At 70.7% G+C, this 15,021-nt stretch carries 14 protein-coding genes and 1 pseudogene; 9 read left to right on the plus strand and 6 right to left on the minus strand.

Features of this window, described 5'->3' with window-relative positions:
• Positions 1-5: 5 nt before the first annotated feature.
• The 3 genes from AB0E98_RS03725 to AB0E98_RS03735 all read right to left on the minus strand — a co-directional run bounded on the left by AB0E98_RS03725 (position 6) and on the right by AB0E98_RS03735 (position 5,043).
• Positions 6-1,592: an FAD-dependent oxidoreductase gene (locus AB0E98_RS03725; RefSeq protein ID WP_361698239.1), complete on the minus strand. Its 1,587-nt coding sequence runs from the start codon at positions 1,590-1,592 to the stop codon at positions 6-8.
• Positions 1,593-1,713: 121 nt separating this feature from the next.
• Positions 1,714-3,165: an MFS transporter gene (locus AB0E98_RS03730; protein ID WP_361698241.1), complete on the minus strand. Its 1,452-nt coding sequence runs from the start codon at positions 3,163-3,165 to the stop codon at positions 1,714-1,716.
• A 249-nt stretch (positions 3,166-3,414) separates the two neighbouring features.
• Positions 3,415-5,043, minus strand: a complete 1,629-nt coding sequence (locus tag AB0E98_RS03735; protein ID WP_361698243.1) for a helix-turn-helix domain-containing protein — start codon at positions 5,041-5,043, stop codon at positions 3,415-3,417.
• Between the two features lie 168 nt (positions 5,044-5,211).
• Here AB0E98_RS03735 and AB0E98_RS03740 point away from each other — a divergent pair, with 168 nt between their 5' ends.
• The 5 genes from AB0E98_RS03740 to AB0E98_RS03760 are packed head-to-tail and all read left to right on the plus strand — an operon-like array spanning position 5,212 to position 7,114.
• Positions 5,212-5,571: a hypothetical protein gene (locus AB0E98_RS03740; RefSeq protein ID WP_361698245.1), complete on the plus strand. Its 360-nt coding sequence runs from the start codon at positions 5,212-5,214 to the stop codon at positions 5,569-5,571.
• Positions 5,562-5,927, plus strand: coding sequence for a hypothetical protein (locus AB0E98_RS03745; protein ID WP_361698247.1), 366 nt, complete (start codon positions 5,562-5,564; stop codon positions 5,925-5,927). Before AB0E98_RS03740 ends, AB0E98_RS03745 begins: the two co-directional genes overlap by 10 nt.
• 34 nt (positions 5,928-5,961) lie before the next feature.
• A complete protein-coding gene (locus tag AB0E98_RS03750) occupies positions 5,962-6,321 on the plus strand; it encodes a hypothetical protein (RefSeq protein WP_361698249.1) in 360 nt (119 codons plus the stop codon).
• A gap of 57 nt (positions 6,322-6,378) precedes the next feature.
• Positions 6,379-6,747, plus strand: coding sequence for a hypothetical protein (locus tag AB0E98_RS03755; protein ID WP_361698251.1), 369 nt, complete (start codon positions 6,379-6,381; stop codon positions 6,745-6,747).
• Between the two features lie 7 nt (positions 6,748-6,754).
• Positions 6,755-7,114 (plus strand): hypothetical protein, encoded by a 360-nt coding sequence (locus AB0E98_RS03760; RefSeq protein ID WP_361698253.1) that lies wholly within the window; start codon positions 6,755-6,757, stop codon positions 7,112-7,114.
• A gap of 36 nt (positions 7,115-7,150) precedes the next feature.
• Here AB0E98_RS03760 and AB0E98_RS03765 read toward each other — a convergent pair whose 3' ends face one another.
• Positions 7,151-8,746: an FAD-dependent monooxygenase gene (locus AB0E98_RS03765; protein WP_361698255.1), complete on the minus strand. Its 1,596-nt coding sequence runs from the start codon at positions 8,744-8,746 to the stop codon at positions 7,151-7,153.
• Positions 8,747-8,805: 59 nt separating this feature from the next.
• The gene (locus tag AB0E98_RS03770; RefSeq protein WP_361698257.1) at positions 8,806-11,202 is read right to left on the minus strand and encodes an excinuclease ABC subunit UvrA; all 2,397 of its coding nucleotides are present in this window, start codon (positions 11,200-11,202) and stop codon (positions 8,806-8,808) included.
• Positions 11,203-11,635: 433 nt separating this feature from the next.
• Between AB0E98_RS03770 and AB0E98_RS03775 the strand changes: the two genes are divergently transcribed.
• Both AB0E98_RS03775 and AB0E98_RS03780 read left to right on the plus strand, forming a co-directional pair.
• A complete protein-coding gene (locus tag AB0E98_RS03775) occupies positions 11,636-12,079 on the plus strand; it encodes a phage tail protein (protein WP_361698259.1) in 444 nt (147 codons plus the stop codon).
• A 220-nt stretch (positions 12,080-12,299) separates the two neighbouring features.
• Entirely contained in the window at positions 12,300-12,776 is a 477-nt protein-coding gene (locus AB0E98_RS03780; protein WP_361698261.1) for a GNAT family N-acetyltransferase, read from the plus strand.
• Positions 12,777-12,789: 13 nt separating this feature from the next.
• On the opposite strand, the pseudogene AB0E98_RS03785 reads toward AB0E98_RS03780, so the two are convergent.
• A pseudogene (locus tag AB0E98_RS03785) lies at positions 12,790-13,842 on the minus strand (IS5 family transposase).
• 176 nt (positions 13,843-14,018) lie between these two features.
• Here AB0E98_RS03785 and AB0E98_RS03790 point away from each other — a divergent pair.
• Together AB0E98_RS03790 and AB0E98_RS03795 are read left to right on the plus strand one after the other, a co-directional pair.
• Positions 14,019-14,225 carry a winged helix-turn-helix domain-containing protein gene (locus tag AB0E98_RS03790; protein WP_361699310.1) on the plus strand — a complete coding sequence of 69 codons (207 nt, stop codon included), beginning with the start codon at positions 14,019-14,021 and terminating at the stop codon, positions 14,223-14,225.
• A gap of 115 nt (positions 14,226-14,340) precedes the next feature.
• Positions 14,341-15,012, plus strand: a complete 672-nt coding sequence (locus AB0E98_RS03795; RefSeq protein WP_361698263.1) for a pentapeptide repeat-containing protein — start codon at positions 14,341-14,343, stop codon at positions 15,010-15,012.
• The last annotated feature ends 9 nt before the right edge of the window (positions 15,013-15,021 follow it).

Below are 15,021 nucleotides of genomic sequence, written 5' to 3' on the forward strand. Positions count from 1 at the left end.
ACCGCTCAGCCCGTGCGGCGGCTGAACCACCGGTTCAGATACGCGTCGAGCGCCCGGACATCCCCCGCCCGGGCGCGCAGCCCGATATGCCCGTCCGGCCGGACGAGCAACAACGTCCCCGGCGCGGGCCCCTCCGCCGCACCCTTCCCCGCCCGGATGCCAAGGACCTCCGCCCGCAGCGCGTAGCGATCAAGCGTGCGGCGCAGCTCGGCCGTGTCGGTTGTCCCCGGCACCGTGCCGGTGGCCGCACCGGCCGCCGCGTCGACCAGCAGCGTCCAGCGGTCGTAGGACAGCAGGTCGTGGAGCCTGCGCTGCCGTCCGCTCTCGGTGACGGGCAGGTCGGGCAGCCGGTCGCCGGCGCGGAGGGCGCCGCGGCCGCCCCGGTCGGCGGCGAGGGGGCCGGTGCGGTAGTGGCGGAAGAGTTCGCTGAGGAGGTTGCGTCCCTGCCGGTTGAAGGCCTCGCTCCGGAGGAGGACGGGGCCGAGGAGCCGCATCGCGGTGAGGGTGGGGACGGAGGGCGGCAGCTCCAGGACGTTGTGCCGCATCTGCCGCATCACTTCCTGGGCGATGGCGCGCTGCTCGGCGGTGTAGGTGTCGAGCAGCGCGTCGTGGGCGTGCCCCTGGTGGACGGCGGCGAGTTTCCAGGCGAGGTTGTGGATCCCGCGCAACCCGGTGTTGAGGCCGCGCCCGCCGATGGGGGCCCACAGATGGGCGCTGTCGCCGGCGAGGAGGGCCGGGCCCACGCGGAAGGTGGCCGCGACGCGGTCGTGGAAGCGGGCCCGGTTGAACCACTCCGGTTCGGTGGGCACCAGGCGGATGTCCGGGTCGTGGGTGGCCCGGGCGACCAGCTCGCGCATCTCCTCGACGTCGGGCGGCGCGGTATTCCCGGGGTCGGGGTCGTCACGGAAGCAGAAGAAGCGGTACCCGCCGCCCGGGCGCGGCGAGACGATGAGGCTCGCGCGCCGCTCGATGAAGAAGTACGTGGTGTCCGGGGCGTAGGGGTGGGCCCACCGGGGCCGGGCGTTGATCTGCACGGCCTGGAGGCCGGTGCGGCGCTCGCCCTCGAAGAGGAGGCCCAGCGTTCTGCGGACGACGCTGTGCGCGCCCTCGCACCCCACGACCCAGCGGCAGTCGAGGGTCTCCACCGTCCCGTCGGGCCCGCGTACGTCCACTTGGGCGGCGCGTTCGCCGGGGCGTACGGCGACCGCCTCGCTGTTCCAGCGGACCTCGGTGCCGAGCTCGGCGAGGCGCTCGGCCAGCAGCGCCTCGATGGCGATCTGCTCGATGGACAGGGGCTGTGGGAAGGCCGTCCCGGGCACGGTCATGGTGTGCCGCCCGATCTCCCGTCCCCGGACGTGGAAGACCGCCTGGCGCAGGGGCAGCCCCTGCTCCAGGAAGCGGTCCGCGCAGCCGAGGTCGCGCAGGACCTCCAGCGCCCGCTGCCAGACGACGCTGGCTCGCACCTGCCGTTTTGTGCCGGGCTCCTTCTCCAGGACGGTCACGCCCAGCCCGTACTGGCGCAGGGCCACGGCCAGGGCCAGGCCGGTGGGCCCGGCCCCGATGATCACGACGTCCCGGCAGAAGCGGCTCATGGGCCTCCCCATCGCTCGCCCTTCATGGTCGGGGATGCGAGGGGGAGGCTTCAATGGGACGGACAGGGGGCATTGGCCCGTTCGGGCGCCCGTTCGACGGCGGTACGGGCGCCGGTACGCCTCAGTGCGCCTCCGCCTCCACGGGCTTGGGGATCAGGAAGGACGTGCCGAGGGCGGCGGCCATGATGACCACGCCGGCGATCATGCTGGTGACATAGCCGCCGGCCGATGCCGGGTCACTGGGCATGGCTGCGGTCTTGACCGCGTAGAGCAGCGCGAAGCTCAGTCCCGCGCCGAGGTTGAAGGCGCCCGCGTTCAGGCCGGGCAGGAAGCCCGGGTTGTCCTTGGGCGACAGCACGATGCCCAGGCCGTTGAGGACGATGTTGGCCACGCCCGCGTAGGTGATGCCGACGAGGACCGAGGTCACCAGCAGCAGGACGCGCGAGTGGGCCGGGATGGTGAAGATCATCAGGATGACGGAGGCGGCGGCGCCGACCAGGCCCAGGCGCAGGATCCGCCCGTAGCCGTAGGTGGCGGCCAGCCGGCCCGCGACCGGGCCCATGGCCAGGCCGGCCAGCGCGTAGGGCGTCAGGGTCCACCAGGCGGAGGCCTCGGCGCTCATGCCGAGGCCGGCCTTGGCGTCCTGGGCGAAGGCGGGGATCAGGCCGTTCATGACGGCGAACACGCCGGTCATGGTGAGCACTGTGGTCAGCAGGGTCGCCCAGGTGCCGCGCTGCTTGAGGTGGCGCGTGGCGACCAGCGGGTGGCGGGTGCGGTCCTCGGTCCGCCAGAACAGGGCGAAGGCGATCGCGGAGAGCACGACGAGCCCGCCGACCAGGCCCCAGTTCGCCGCGTCGAGCTTGCCGGCCTCGTTGAGGGCGATGAGCAGCGACCCGACCGAGACGACGAGGAAGGCGACGCCCGGCCAGTCCATCGAGTGCGCGGAGGGGACCTTGGTCTCGCGGGTCAGGGTGGCGACGAGGGCGGCGGCGATGACGGCCACGACGGCCATGGCCCAGAAGACGGACTGGAAGCCGTGGTTGTCGGCGAGGTATCCGCCGGCCAGGGAGTCGACGCCGGCGATGCCGCCGTTGACGGCGGTGATCGCGCCCAGGAGGGTGCCGTAGCGCTTGGGCTCGGTGACCTCCATCCGCAGCATGATCAGGCACAGCGGCACGGTCGGCCCGGACGCGCCCTGGATGAGCCGGCCGACGAACAGCATGGGAACGCTCTCGGCCAGCGCGGCGACCACACAGCCGACGGCCATCAGCACCAGCATCCCCGCGAGCACCTTGCGCCGTCCGATGACGTCGCCGAGCCGGGGCAGGAACAGCGAGAACAGCGCCGCCGAGGTGAAGAAGGCCGTCTGGGTGAGGCCGATCTCCGCGGAGCTGGCGTGGAGGCTGTCCTCGATGCTCTTCAGCGCGGGGCTGAGCATGCTCGCGTTGAGCTGGAAGGCGACGCAGGCGGCCAGGAGTGCGGTGACCAGCACTCCCACGCGCACGGGACGGTGACCGTCCCAGGCGACGTCGGCCTGGCCCCCGGTGGGGTGATCAGTGTGAGAAACGTTCATGCTTCGGCGTACCAATTCGTTCAAGGCTCGACCGCGACCAGTGTGTGGCAGACGGCGGGGACGGGCGACCTCGGACACGACCGGACCGGCTGCCGCAAAGTGTCCCCAAAAATAGAAAAACCCCAGCTGAGCTGGGGTTTCCTCGGGGCCGCGGACAGCCGGGCGCGCTATAAGGGTACATGCCGACCGAACCGGCCGTTCCGGCCGGTCGGCCGTAGGGCGGCGGCCGGAGCGGCCTGGGCGTGATGATCAGGCCGGGCGGGCCGGGGTGGGAGTGGGGGCGGGTGTGGTCCCGGCTTCCGCGAGGTCCAGGGCGCGGGCGGCCAGCCACAGCTCGTGGCGGTCGCTGGGGGAACGCAGCAGGGAGCGCTCCAGGAGGTCCTCGATACGGGTGAGCCGCTTGCGGACGGCGGTGGGCGACAGCGCCAGCTCGATGGCCGTGGGCCCGAGGCGGGCGTCGTTGCGCAGCCAGACGTCCAGCGTGTGGGCGAGGGCGGCGCCGGGTGGCGCCGTTCGTACGGGCCGGAGCAGGCCGTGGGCCCACGCGACGGTGGTGGGGCGGGCCAGGAGGTCGTCGAGGGAGAGCGACGCCGCCCCGCCCTCTGCCCCGCCCTTCGCGCCGTCGTGGGCCATGGGCCCCGGGCGGCAGGCCGCGGAGAGGCGTTCCGCGCGGAGGGCGAGCGCCAGGACCGACTGGCCGGCGAGCCGGTCGAGGTCGAGGGCGAGCAGCTGCCCGGTCTGCCGGAGCCGGGCCGACAGGGTGTTCCGGTGGATCTTGAGGTGGGCGGTCGCCCGCGCGGAGAAGGCCAGCCATGAGGCGGCCGTGGCCACGAGTTCCGCGCCGCCGGGGTCCTGGGGACGCCGGGGAGAGTGCCCGCGCAGGGGTGCGAGCAGCCCCTCCGCCCAGGCCGCCACCGCCGGCCCGATCACCAGGACCGGGTCGGGGCGGCACGCGAACGTGGCGTACCGCTGGGCACGGCCGCGCGCGGCGGCCAGGGCGTGGAATGCCTGCCCGTACGCGGTGGCCGTCTCCCGCAAGGGCACCGCCTCGCTCACGCCCACCGGATGGCCGCCGGTCACCCGGGCGACCGCCGCGGCGAGGGCCACGGGCTCCCCGGCGGGCTCCCCGGTCGCGACCGGGGCCAGGACGAGGAGGTGGTCGGCGTGGACGGGGCACGGCACCACCCACGCCCCCGGTATCAGCCCGGCGCACCGGCGCGCCAGATCCGGGCGCAGCCGGGACGGGCACTCGACGACGAGGAAGCGCACCACATCGGGCAGGGCCGGCCGCAGGACACCGGCGATCTGGCGGGCGGCGGAGACCTGACCGTTCATCAGCAGGTGGAGGACGGCCTCCCGGTTGTACGCCTCGACGAGCTCCAGCCGGTTCCGCCGGCGTTCGTTGTCCTCGGCCTGCCAGCACGTGCCCAGGGTCGCGGAGGCGTCCGCGAGCAGTTGCGGCAGGCCGTCGGGGCCGGGCCCGGCCAGGACGGCGGCGAGGGCCGGGGCGGCGGTCCGTCGTGCGCAGTCCAGGGAGTAGATCAGCCCCGTGTGCTCCAAGTCGTCGACGACGAGGGAGCCCAGGCCCCGGGAGACGAGCTCCTTCGTACCGCGCCGGGCCAGTTCGGCCGCCCGCTCCCCCTCCACAGCGCCGGTGCCGGTGGCGGTGCCGGTGCCGCAGGAGGCGAGGATCGTCCCGTCCACGCCGACCAGGAAAATCTGCGCCCGTGTGCGCGCCGCCAGCCAGCTCAGCACGGACCGGGTGCCGCCCCTGTGGGCCGACCGCTGCATGGCCAGCACGTCCTCGGCCCGGTGCGCCCGGCGGTCCGGCGCGGATGTCCCCTGTATCCCCTGCGTCCCCTGTGTCAGGACCTGCATGACTACCCCCCAGTAGATCCGCTCGCAGCGTACCGGGGGCCTCGGACACTGTGCGTTCCGGCACCGGAACGACGGCTTCACTGTGCGGGGAGAACCCGGCCCGGGCCGGGGCATCGCCATAGATTCTGCGACGGAAACCCCACCTCCTTCTCAGAACAGGACATCAGCATGGGCTGGGCCAGAAAGGCGATGGTGACGGCGGGCGCCGTCGCGCTCGCGGTCGGCGGTGGCATCGCCACCGGCGGCACCGCTTGGGCCGGGACGAACGGGCAGCAGATCGTCTACCACAAGTCCGGTGACAACCACACCCGTTCGGTACGGGTCTCCGGCACCAATCAGAGCGGTGCCCGGGTCGCCAGGTGCTTCGACACCCCCGGCTCCGGGAACTGGTTCGCCGGCTGGTGGTGGAAGGGCGACGTCACCTTCGACCGCTTCGGCGGTTCCGGCTGCACCGGCTCCCACGTGGACGGCTTCGGCCTGACCGTGCCGGTGTCGCAGTCCGAGGACTGGTACCACGTATGGGACTGACGCCGGGCAGGGCCGTCCCGGTGGCGGCCGCCGGTCTGCTCACCGCCGTCGCGCTCGCCTGTGCCGTACCGGCACCGGCCTTCGCCGGGAGCAACGGGCAGCAGGTCCACTTCATCGACCGGCGTGGGGACGTCCGGTCCGTGAAGCTCGTGGGCCACAACCAGAAGGGCGGCTGGGTCTCCCACTGCTTCTCCGTGGTCCCCGGTTCCGACACCCGGCTCACCGGCTGGTGGTGGAAGGACGACGTGGAGGTCATCGACTACACCGGCGCGCAGTGCAGCGGTGAGGTCGTCTTCCAGGGGATCCACGAGATACCGGCGCGGCAGCCGGACGACTGGTACGAGATCACCGACTAGAACACCGATCGACACGGGGAAAGAACGCTCACCGATGACCATCAAGAACACGATCGTCAAGGGCCTCACCGCCACCGTCCTGGCCACCGGCGCGGTCGCCGCGCTCACCGGCCCGGCCTGGGCCGGCGGCAACGGCCAGCAGATCACCTTCCACGACCGGGCGGGCGTGGCCTCCGTCCGGATCGCGGGCCTCAACCAGAACGGCCAGTACGTCTCCCACTGCTTCCCCGTCGCCCAGGGCGGGGACACCAACCTGGGTGGCTGGTGGTGGAAGGGCCGACTCGACATCAAGGGATACGGCGACGGCGGCTGCGGCGACCTGCTGTGGCAGCCGGACCGGCAGCCGAAGGTCCCCACGTCCCAGAGCGACGACTGGTTCTACATCGCCGACTGACGGCACCCCCACACGCTCTGACACACGCTCCGCCACAGACAAGGACAGCACGCAGACATGAAGCTCAAGAGCAGGATGGCCAAGAGCGCCGGTGCGCTCGCCCTCGCCGTCGCCGGTGTGGCCGGTGCGGCCGGCACCGCGGCCGCCGGGTCCAACGGCCAGCAGATCGAGTTCTTCGACAAGAACCACATCGCCGAGTCCGTCTGGGTCTACGGCACCAACCAGAACGGGCAGATCGCGGCGGGCTGCTGGGACACCCCGGCCTACGACACCCCTCTCACCGGCTGGTGGTGGAAGGGCAAGGTCACCCTCGTCTCCTACGGGAGCAAGGGCTGCAAGGGCCCCGCCACCTGGAGCCGTAACGTCGACATCCCCGCGCAGTGGGGCAGCGACTACTACGGCGTCAGCGACCACATCAAGGGCTGATGCGACGATGAGCACCCGAAGCCTTCTGCGCAAGGTCACCACGACGGCAGCGATCGGCATCGCGGGGGTGGCGATCGCGAGCGGCACGGCGTTCGCCGGATCCGGCGGCCAGCAGATCGAGTTCCACGACAACAAGCACATCGCGAACTCGATATACGTCCGCGGCCACAACCAGGACGACGTGATCGTCGAGCACTGCTTCAACACCCCCGACACCGTCAACAAGCTCCGCGACTGGTGGTGGCAGGGCCAGATCTACATCAAGGCCTACTCGGGCAAGGGCTGCACCGGCAAGGTCAACTGGAGCGCCAGCCCCGCCGTCCCGGCCATCCAGGACGGCGACGACTGGACCGCCATCGGCGACTGACCGCGCCGCATCACAGCCACAACGCCCTCGCCGCCGTCATCCCGGTACCGAACCGGTGACGGCGGCGAGGGCGTTGTGGAGGGCGGAGTCGCCCGGTGGGCGGTCGTGCCAGCGGGCGGCGATGTGGCCGTCGGGCCGGACGAGCAGCGCTCCGTACGGGCCGAGGCCGCACGCGTCGGTGTGCTCGTCGGGAAGGGGCTCGACGCGCAACGGCCACGGCGCGGCGGTCCGGCGCACCCAGCGGGCGGGGTCCGGGGTCAGGAGCGTGAACCACTCACCGCACGCGTCGAGAGTGGAGCGATGCTCCGTGAGCCACAGGTGCGGCAGGCGGCGGCCCGGCTCGGCGGTGGGGAGGTAGTCCGTACGGCTGTCGGAGTCCGTACCGCCGCCGTCGGAGTCCGTACCGCCGCTGTCGGCGAGGACCGCGCCGGAACGGTACGTGACGCCGAGCACGAGGCCGAGCTGGGCGAAGTAACGGTCCGACCAGGGAAGTTCGACCCGGTCCGACGCCGCTTCACCGGCCCGGATCTGCTCGCGGCGGCGTTTTTGCACCCGGAGCATGAGCTGGGTGTTGGCCACCGCCTGCTGGAGCGTCCGGTGGGCGACGGGGTGCCGTTCCGCCTCGTACGTCTCCAACAGGCCGGGTCCGGCCCATCCGTTGAGCACGCCGGCCAGTTTCCAGCACAGGTTGTGCGCGTCGGACAGGCCTGCGTTCATGCCCAGGCCGCCCGTGATGGGCACCGCGTGCGCGGCGTCGCCGGCCAGCAGGATCCGGCCGTGGCGGAAGCGTTCGGCGACGAACGCGTTCATCACCCAGTGCTGGACCCGCGACACGTCGACGCGTTCATCGGCGCCGGGACCGAGGGCGCGTGAGACGAGGCCGGGCCAGTCGGCGCTCGCGGCGTCCTCGGGAGTGGGGACGAACCAGGCCCAGCCCCCTTCGGGGTAGAGCGGGGCGAACATCCCGTGCGTGGTGAAGTAGACGCCGGCCGGCCGCCGGGCGCACCAGCGGTCGAGGTCGGCGTCGAAGACGACGGTGGTGAAGTCCCCCATCGCCCCGGGGCCGGCGGTGCCGATGCCCAGCCGTTGCCGGACGGTGGAGTTCGCGCCGTCGGCGGCGAGGACGTAACGGGCCCGGACGCGGGTCTCCGCACCGACGCCGCGGTCGACGAGCGAAGCCACGACGCCGTCGGCCTCTTCGGTCAGATCGACGAGCTCGGTCCCGAACCGCACCGGCGCGTCCGCCGCGTCCGCAGCCGCGAGCAGCGTGGGTTCGAGGCGGTCCTGGGAAGTGAGCACGCCGGTCACGGGGCTCTCGGGGACCGGGGCGTCGACCCCGGCCATCGCCGCCGTCGCGAAGTCGCGGTCGTGGAGGGTGTCGCGGAAGCGGACGCGGCCGTACTCCGGCGCGAACCCGGCGGCCACGATCGCGCCGGCGAGCCCGAGCCCGCGGAAGATCTCCATCGAGCGCACGTTGACCAGCCGGGACCGGGGGAAGGGCGACAGCTCGCCGCGTTTCTCGACGAGCAGGGTCCGTACGCCCCAGTGCTCCAGGAGCGCCCGGGCGGTGAGCCCGACCGGCCCACCGCCGACGATCAGTACCGGTACCTCGGCTACCTCGGCGTCCGCCATGGGACCCATCATCCGCTCATCCGCGCCGGGCGGCCCGCCGCGACGACACGGCGTGCCGGTCAGGCGCCGGCGTAGGCCGCGAGGTGCTCGCCGGTGAGGGTGGAGCGGGCGGCGACGAGGTCGGCTGGGGTGCCCTCGAAGACGATCCGGCCGCCGTCGTGGCCGGCGCCGGGGCCGAGGTCGATGATCCAGTCGGCGTGCGCCATGACCGCCTGGTGATGCTCGACGACGATCACCGATTTGCCGGAGTCGACGAGGCGGTCGAGCAGGCCGAGCAGCTGCTCGACGTCGGCGAGGTGCAGTCCGGTGGTCGGTTCGTCGAGTACGAAGACGGATCGGCCGCCGCCCTTGTCGGCCATATGGGTGGCCAGCTTCAGCCGCTGCCGCTCACCGCCGGACAGCGTGGTCAGCGGCTGGCCGAGGCTGAGGTAGCCGAGCCCGACATCGGCCAGCCGCCGGAGGATCCGGTGCGCGGCGGGGGTGCGCGCCTCACCGGAGCCGAAGAACTCCTCGGCCTCGGTCACCGGCATCGCGAGCACCTCGCTGATGTCGCGGCCGCCGAGGTGGTGCTCCAGCACCGACGCCTGGAACCGCTTGCCCTCGCAGTCCTCGCAGGTGGTGGCGACGCCCGCCATCATCGCCAGATCGGTGTAGACGACGCCGGCGCCGTTGCAGGTGGGGCAGGCGCCCTCGGAGTTGGCGCTGAACAGCGCGGGCTTGACGTCATTGGCCTTCGCGAACGCCTTGCGGATCGGGTCGAGCAGCCCGGTGTACGTGGCCGGGTTGCTGCGCCGCGAGCCCCGGATGGGCGTCTGGTCGACCGACACCACACCCTCCGAGGCCGGGATGGACCCGTGCACGAGCGAGCTCTTGCCGGAGCCGGCGACGCCGGTGACGGCGACGAGCACCCCGAGCGGGATATCGACGTCGACACCGCGCAGGTTGTGCGCCGTAGCGCCGCGCACCGGCAACGTACCCGTGGGCTTGCGTACCGTCTCCTTGACGGCGGTCCGGTCGTCGAGGTGCCGGCCGGTGATGGTGCCGCCGGCTCGCAGCCCCTCGACGGTGCCCTCGAAGCAGACGGTGCCGCCCTCCGTACCGGCGCCGGGGCCGAGGTCGACGACGTGGTCGGCGATCGCGATCGTCTCCGGCTCGTGCTCCACGACGAGCACCGTGTTGCCCTTGTCGCGCAGCCGCAGCAGCAGGTCGTTCATCCGCCGGATGTCATGGGGGTGCAGGCCCGTGGTGGGCTCGTCGAAGACATAGGTGACATCGGTGAGCGAGGAGCCGAGATGGCGGATCATCTTGACGCGCTGCGCCTCGCCGCCCGACAGGGTGCCCGCCGGCCGGTCGAGCGCGAGATAGCCCAGGCCGATCTCCGAGAACGCGTCGAGGCTGTGCCGAAGCTTGCCGAGCAGCGGCCCCACCGACGGCTCGTCGAGGCCGCGTGCCCACTCGGCCAGGTCGCTGATCTGCATCGCGCACGCGTCGGCGATGCTGATCCCCGCGACCTTCGACGACCGGGCCCCCTCGCTCAGCCGGGTGCCGTCGCAGTCGGGGCAGGTGGTGAAGGTGACCGCCCGGTCCACGAACTCCCGGATGTGCGGCTGCATCCCCTCCCGGTCCTTGGCGAGCATCGACTTCTGGATCCTCGGGATCAGCCCCTCGTAGGTCATGTTGATACCCGCGATCTTCATTCTGGTCGGCTCGCGGTGGAGGAAGTCGTGCAGCTCCCGCTTGGTGTACTCGCGGATCGGCTTGTCCGCGTCGTAGAAACCCGACTCGCTGTAGAGCCGGTGATTCCAGCCGCCCGCCTTGTAACCGGGGACGGTCAACGCGCCCTCGGAAAGCGACTTGGAGTCGTCGTAGAGCTGGGTGAGGTCCAGATCGGTGACCGCACCCCGGCCCTCGCAGCGCGGACACATACCGCCGGTGCGACTGAACGTCGCCTTCACCGCCTTCCTGGCCCCGCGCTCCACCGTGATCGCCCCACTCGCCCGCACCGAGGGCACGTTGAAGGCGTACGCGCTGGGCGGCCCGATGTGCGGCTTCCCGAGCCGGCTGAAGAGGATGCGCAGCATCGCGTTGGCGTCGGTGGCGGTCCCCACCGTGGAACGGGGGTCGCCGCCCATCCGCTGCTGGTCGACGCCGATCACGGTGGTCAGCCCGTCGAGGACGTCGACCTCGGGCCGCGCCGGGGTGGGCATGAAGCCCTGGACGAAGGCGCTGTAGGTCTCATTGATCAGCCGCTGCGACTCCGCGGCGATCGTGTCGAACACCAGCGAGCTCTTCCCCGAGCCGGAGACACCGGTGAACACGGTCAGCCGGCGCTTGGGGATCTCGATGCCGACGTCCTTGAGATTGTTCTCGCGCGCTCCGTACACACGGATCAGATCGTGACTGTCGGCGACGTGCGGAGCGGGCGCCCGCGTGTCCGTCCTCTTGGCCCTGGCCATCGTGTTTCCCTCCGTCAGACGTCCCGTCCGTACCAGGAAAACAGAAAAACCCCAGCTCAGCTGGGGTTTTCATTGTGTCCGAGGGGGACTTGAACTCTCCTCTCGGGCACCAGCCCGCATGCCATCTGACCTGCGGAAACATCAGCTTGAAGGGGCTTGGCTGCCGCCCATGACGCCTGGTTTTTCCTGCGTGTTTCCGGATACTCCTGGGGGCTACTGGTCACGCGCTGGTCACGTGGGCGCCAGCGCGCGATCCTCGTCTGGAACGACCGCCGCCAAGACGCGTCGCCCGTTCGTGGTCCGTATCCACGCTTGGTGCATGGCGCTGGGGCGGAGGGGGGAACCTCCTGCGACTGGAGGCGGAGAGGCACCTCGCGCCTGGGCCTCGGTGGCCTGGACCGCGGTGCGGGGTGTGCGACTGAGAGGAGCTCGCATGGCTGTCGGTGACCCGATCCGGACGGACGTCTTTGCCGTGGAACTGGGCAAGTTCAGGGTAGCGACCTATCAGGCAGTCGAGGGCCTGCCGTTTGGACAGGATGCCCCCGACGCACAGTCAGTCACACCATCGGGAAAGCTCCTCACCGGGAGGCTCCCCGGCAACAGGCAGCTCCCCGACCTCACCTTGTCCCGGCCCACGGATGCTTCCAAGCAGTGGATCGACTGGGTCACCCAGACGGCAGCTCAGCAGGGTGCCGACCCTGAGCGGGCGAACATCTCGATTTCGGCGCTTGACGGGGCGAAGAAGCCGGTTCTTCGCTTCACCCTGCTTAACGCTTGGGCCTCGTCGTGGGAGGGGCCGGCCATGCAGGCGGGCAACACCGACCCGTCGATCGAGAAGATCACGATCGTCTATGAAGACATGACCGTCGACAAGTAGTCACTGCCCTCCTGTGCCGTGATCGCAAAGAAACCCCCGCTGGCTAGGCCGGCGGGGGGCTGTGTGCGCAGTTCTTCAGTTTGTGGAGGGCCTCGAGGTAGGGGCGGGGCAGGTGTGCCGCGACTTGATCACGATGCCGGGGCCGCTAGGGCCTGTGCGGAGTCGTGATCACGGGATGGGGCTGAAGTCCGCCGATGAGAGGCCGGTTAGGGTCTGAGCCATGTCTGCTGTCACTGAGCCTCTGCCTGCTCATACCCTGCGTCCCGCGACCCGTGCCGACCTGCCTGCGGTACTGGCCCTGCTCGCCGACGAAGACCAGGTGGTAGACCCGGCGACCGTTGTGGTGACGGAGGCGTATGAGCGCGCCTTCGTGGCGATCGACACGGACCCACGCAACGAGATGCTGGTCCTGGTGGAGGACGGCGGCACGGTGGTGGGGTGCCTGCAGGCGACTTACATTCCGGGACTTGGCAAGGGCGGTGCCGAGCGCGCCCTGGTCGAGGCGGTGCGAATCCGCGCGGACCGGCGTGCGGACGGGCTCGGCCGGACCTTGATGGCGCACGCGATCACGAGAGCACGCTCGCGTGGCTGCGCGCTGGTGCAGCTGACCAGTAACAAGCAGCGTGAGGCCGCACACCGCTTCTATGCCGCACTGGGATTCGCACGCAGCCATGAAGGGTTCAAGCTCGCGCTTTAGGAGCGGTCGCGTGTCACCATGCGGACCGGAGACTGCGGAGCCAGATGATCGCGCCGCGGAGGTGGAGTGCTGCGAGGTAGCTCTCGGGGGTCTTGTCGTAGCGGGTGGCGATGCCGCGCCAGGCCTTGAGCTTGTTGATCAGGCGCTCGACGGTATTTCCTCTCTTTGTAGAGGTCGGCGTCGTGGCTGACGGGCCGACCGCCCCCGGATCCCTTCCTCTTCCGGTTGGCGGCCTGGTCCTTCTTCTCCGGGATCACCGCCTTGATGCCGCGTTGGCGCAGGTGGGCTCGGTTGCGGCGGGACGAGTATGTACGCGGGCTAACTACAGCGACAGCTTGACACTTATCCGCGTGGGATGTCTTGTCGCCCGCGACCGCGTCGGGCCGGGTGCGGGGACGGCCTACGGACCCGCGCACGCGGATCTTGCGCACGACGGGGACGAACTGCGGGCTGTCCGCTGCCTGCCCCGCGGTCAACACGAACGACAGCGGGCGGCACCTGCGGTCCGCGAAGAGATGAATCTTGCTGGTCAGCCCGCCCCGCGAGCGCCCGAGGGCGGCAGCCTGCAGCCGCGCGCGGCGCCGTCGACGGACCCGGCGCCGCTCGGCGCGAGCGGGGTCGGCCGCACCAGCGACTTCCGCACCGTCTTGAACCTTTTGTGCCTTTCTGCGGCCCCCTTTGACTGCTCGGCGGCGTTCTCCAGGGCGGTCAGGACGTCCTCACCCACCCGTGCGCCCGCCGCGTCGTGATGCGCAGGGACGGTCGTGGAGTCCACGCTGACCAGCGACAGGTCCACCTCTGCCCGCGCCGCGCGGCCTCGGCGGTCATGCCCTCCATCAGGGCCTGGAACACCCCCGGCATCGCGCCATTGACGGAACCGGACGTAGACCGTGGACCAGGACCCGAACTCCTCCGGCATCTCCCGCCACTGGCTCCCGGTACGAAACCGCCAGATCACGCCCTCGAACTGGTCCCGTAACCGGTGGGGATACGGCCCGTACTCGCCTATCGGCAGCAACGGCTCCACCAACACCCACTCGTCATCGCTCAGCTCGCGTCTCACCACACGAATGTTCTACCGACACGCCGATCACGACTCCGCACAGGCCCTAGCGCGCTCGACGTACCTCTCCAGCGCGGCACCGCAGCGGGGGCATCTCATACCTGCTCCCGTGCGGTCCAGGCCCTTGCGGGCGTGATCGCCGTGTCGGGGCTGAGGTACAGCATCCGCCCTGTCGGCAGATCGCGGCGTATCTGATCCAGGACATCGAGGCCGGCTTGCTGACGCCGGGCAGTCCACTCCCGTCCGAAAACGAACTCGTTCAGCAGTACGGCGTGGCCCGCAACACTGCGCCGAACGCCGTCGCACATCCGCGCGACCTGGGGTACGTCTACACGGTTCCGAAGCGGGGAACGTACGTGAAGGACCGTGAGGCAACGGACGAATAGGGGCGCAACCCGCGGACTCCCCCGTTCGGGTCCTGCAAGTAGCCGCCCGTCGAGGTGCGGGGTCCCTAGACTCGGGGCACCCCCGAGAGAGCGGATCACGTTGATGACGCGTGTCATGAGCCAGGGCCAGCGGGTCGTTCGCGTCAAGAACCCGGAGAAGCCCAGACTGGCGAGCTCTCTCCGGTCGGCGAACGAGGCGCCTGACGCGCTGAAAGACGACGCGATCATCAAGGGCGTCCGATACGTCGGTACGGTCTTCGCTGGCCTGTCTGCCGAAGCCGTGGAGATGGAAGGGTGCCGGTTCGAGGGCTCCCGGTTCACGGGCACTGAACTTCGTAACAGCCAGATTTCCGATGCCGAGTTCGATACCTGTGACTTCGCTCAGTTCCGCGGGCTCGATGTGTCCCTCATCCGATGCCGCGTCACCGGGAGCCGGATCACTGGCTCGTCCTGGCGCTCGGCAACCCTGCGCGACGTTCACTTTGAGAACTGCCCGAGCGGTCCCGCGATGTTCCGGCAGTCGAAGGTGTATGCGGTCCGATTCACCGACTGCAAAATGCCCGGGGTGGACTTCCAGGGTGCGCATCTGCACAACGTGCTCTTCGAACGCTGCGACCTCACGGGTGCACAGTTCGCCAACGTGCAGGTGGGGAGTGTCCGCTTCGAGAACTGCACTCTGATCGACGTGGGAGGCTCCGCGAGCCTGAAGGGCGCGGTCGTGCAAGGCCCGGGGTCCATGGAACTCGCCCTGAGCCTTGCACGTGAAGCCGGGCTGATCTTCGAGTGACGAATCCGC

This window comes from Streptomyces sp. NPDC037389 (assembly GCF_040636475.1).
GTDB lineage: Bacteria > Actinomycetota > Actinomycetes > Streptomycetales > Streptomycetaceae > Streptomyces > Streptomyces hesseae.

Coding starts and splice junctions, on each gene's coding strand:
- AB0E98_RS03725 (WP_361698239.1), bottom strand. CDS start 1,592: ATGAGCCGCTTCTGCCGGGACGTCGTGATCATCGGGGCCGGGCCCACC.
- AB0E98_RS03730 (WP_361698241.1), bottom strand. CDS start 3,165: ATGAACGTTTCTCACACTGATCACCCCACCGGGGGCCAGGCCGACGTC.
- AB0E98_RS03735 (WP_361698243.1), bottom strand. CDS start 5,043: ATGCAGGTCCTGACACAGGGGACGCAGGGGATACAGGGGACATCCGCG.
- AB0E98_RS03740 (WP_361698245.1), top strand. CDS start 5,212: ATGGGCTGGGCCAGAAAGGCGATGGTGACGGCGGGCGCCGTCGCGCTC.
- AB0E98_RS03745 (WP_361698247.1), top strand. CDS start 5,562: ATGGGACTGACGCCGGGCAGGGCCGTCCCGGTGGCGGCCGCCGGTCTG.
- AB0E98_RS03750 (WP_361698249.1), top strand. CDS start 5,962: ATGACCATCAAGAACACGATCGTCAAGGGCCTCACCGCCACCGTCCTG.
- AB0E98_RS03755 (WP_361698251.1), top strand. CDS start 6,379: ATGAAGCTCAAGAGCAGGATGGCCAAGAGCGCCGGTGCGCTCGCCCTC.
- AB0E98_RS03760 (WP_361698253.1), top strand. CDS start 6,755: ATGAGCACCCGAAGCCTTCTGCGCAAGGTCACCACGACGGCAGCGATC.
- AB0E98_RS03765 (WP_361698255.1), bottom strand. CDS start 8,746: ATGGCGGACGCCGAGGTAGCCGAGGTACCGGTACTGATCGTCGGCGGT.
- AB0E98_RS03770 (WP_361698257.1), bottom strand. CDS start 11,202: ATGGCCAGGGCCAAGAGGACGGACACGCGGGCGCCCGCTCCGCACGTC.
- AB0E98_RS03775 (WP_361698259.1), top strand. CDS start 11,636: ATGGCTGTCGGTGACCCGATCCGGACGGACGTCTTTGCCGTGGAACTG.
- AB0E98_RS03780 (WP_361698261.1), top strand. CDS start 12,300: ATGTCTGCTGTCACTGAGCCTCTGCCTGCTCATACCCTGCGTCCCGCG.
- AB0E98_RS03795 (WP_361698263.1), top strand. CDS start 14,341: ATGAGCCAGGGCCAGCGGGTCGTTCGCGTCAAGAACCCGGAGAAGCCC.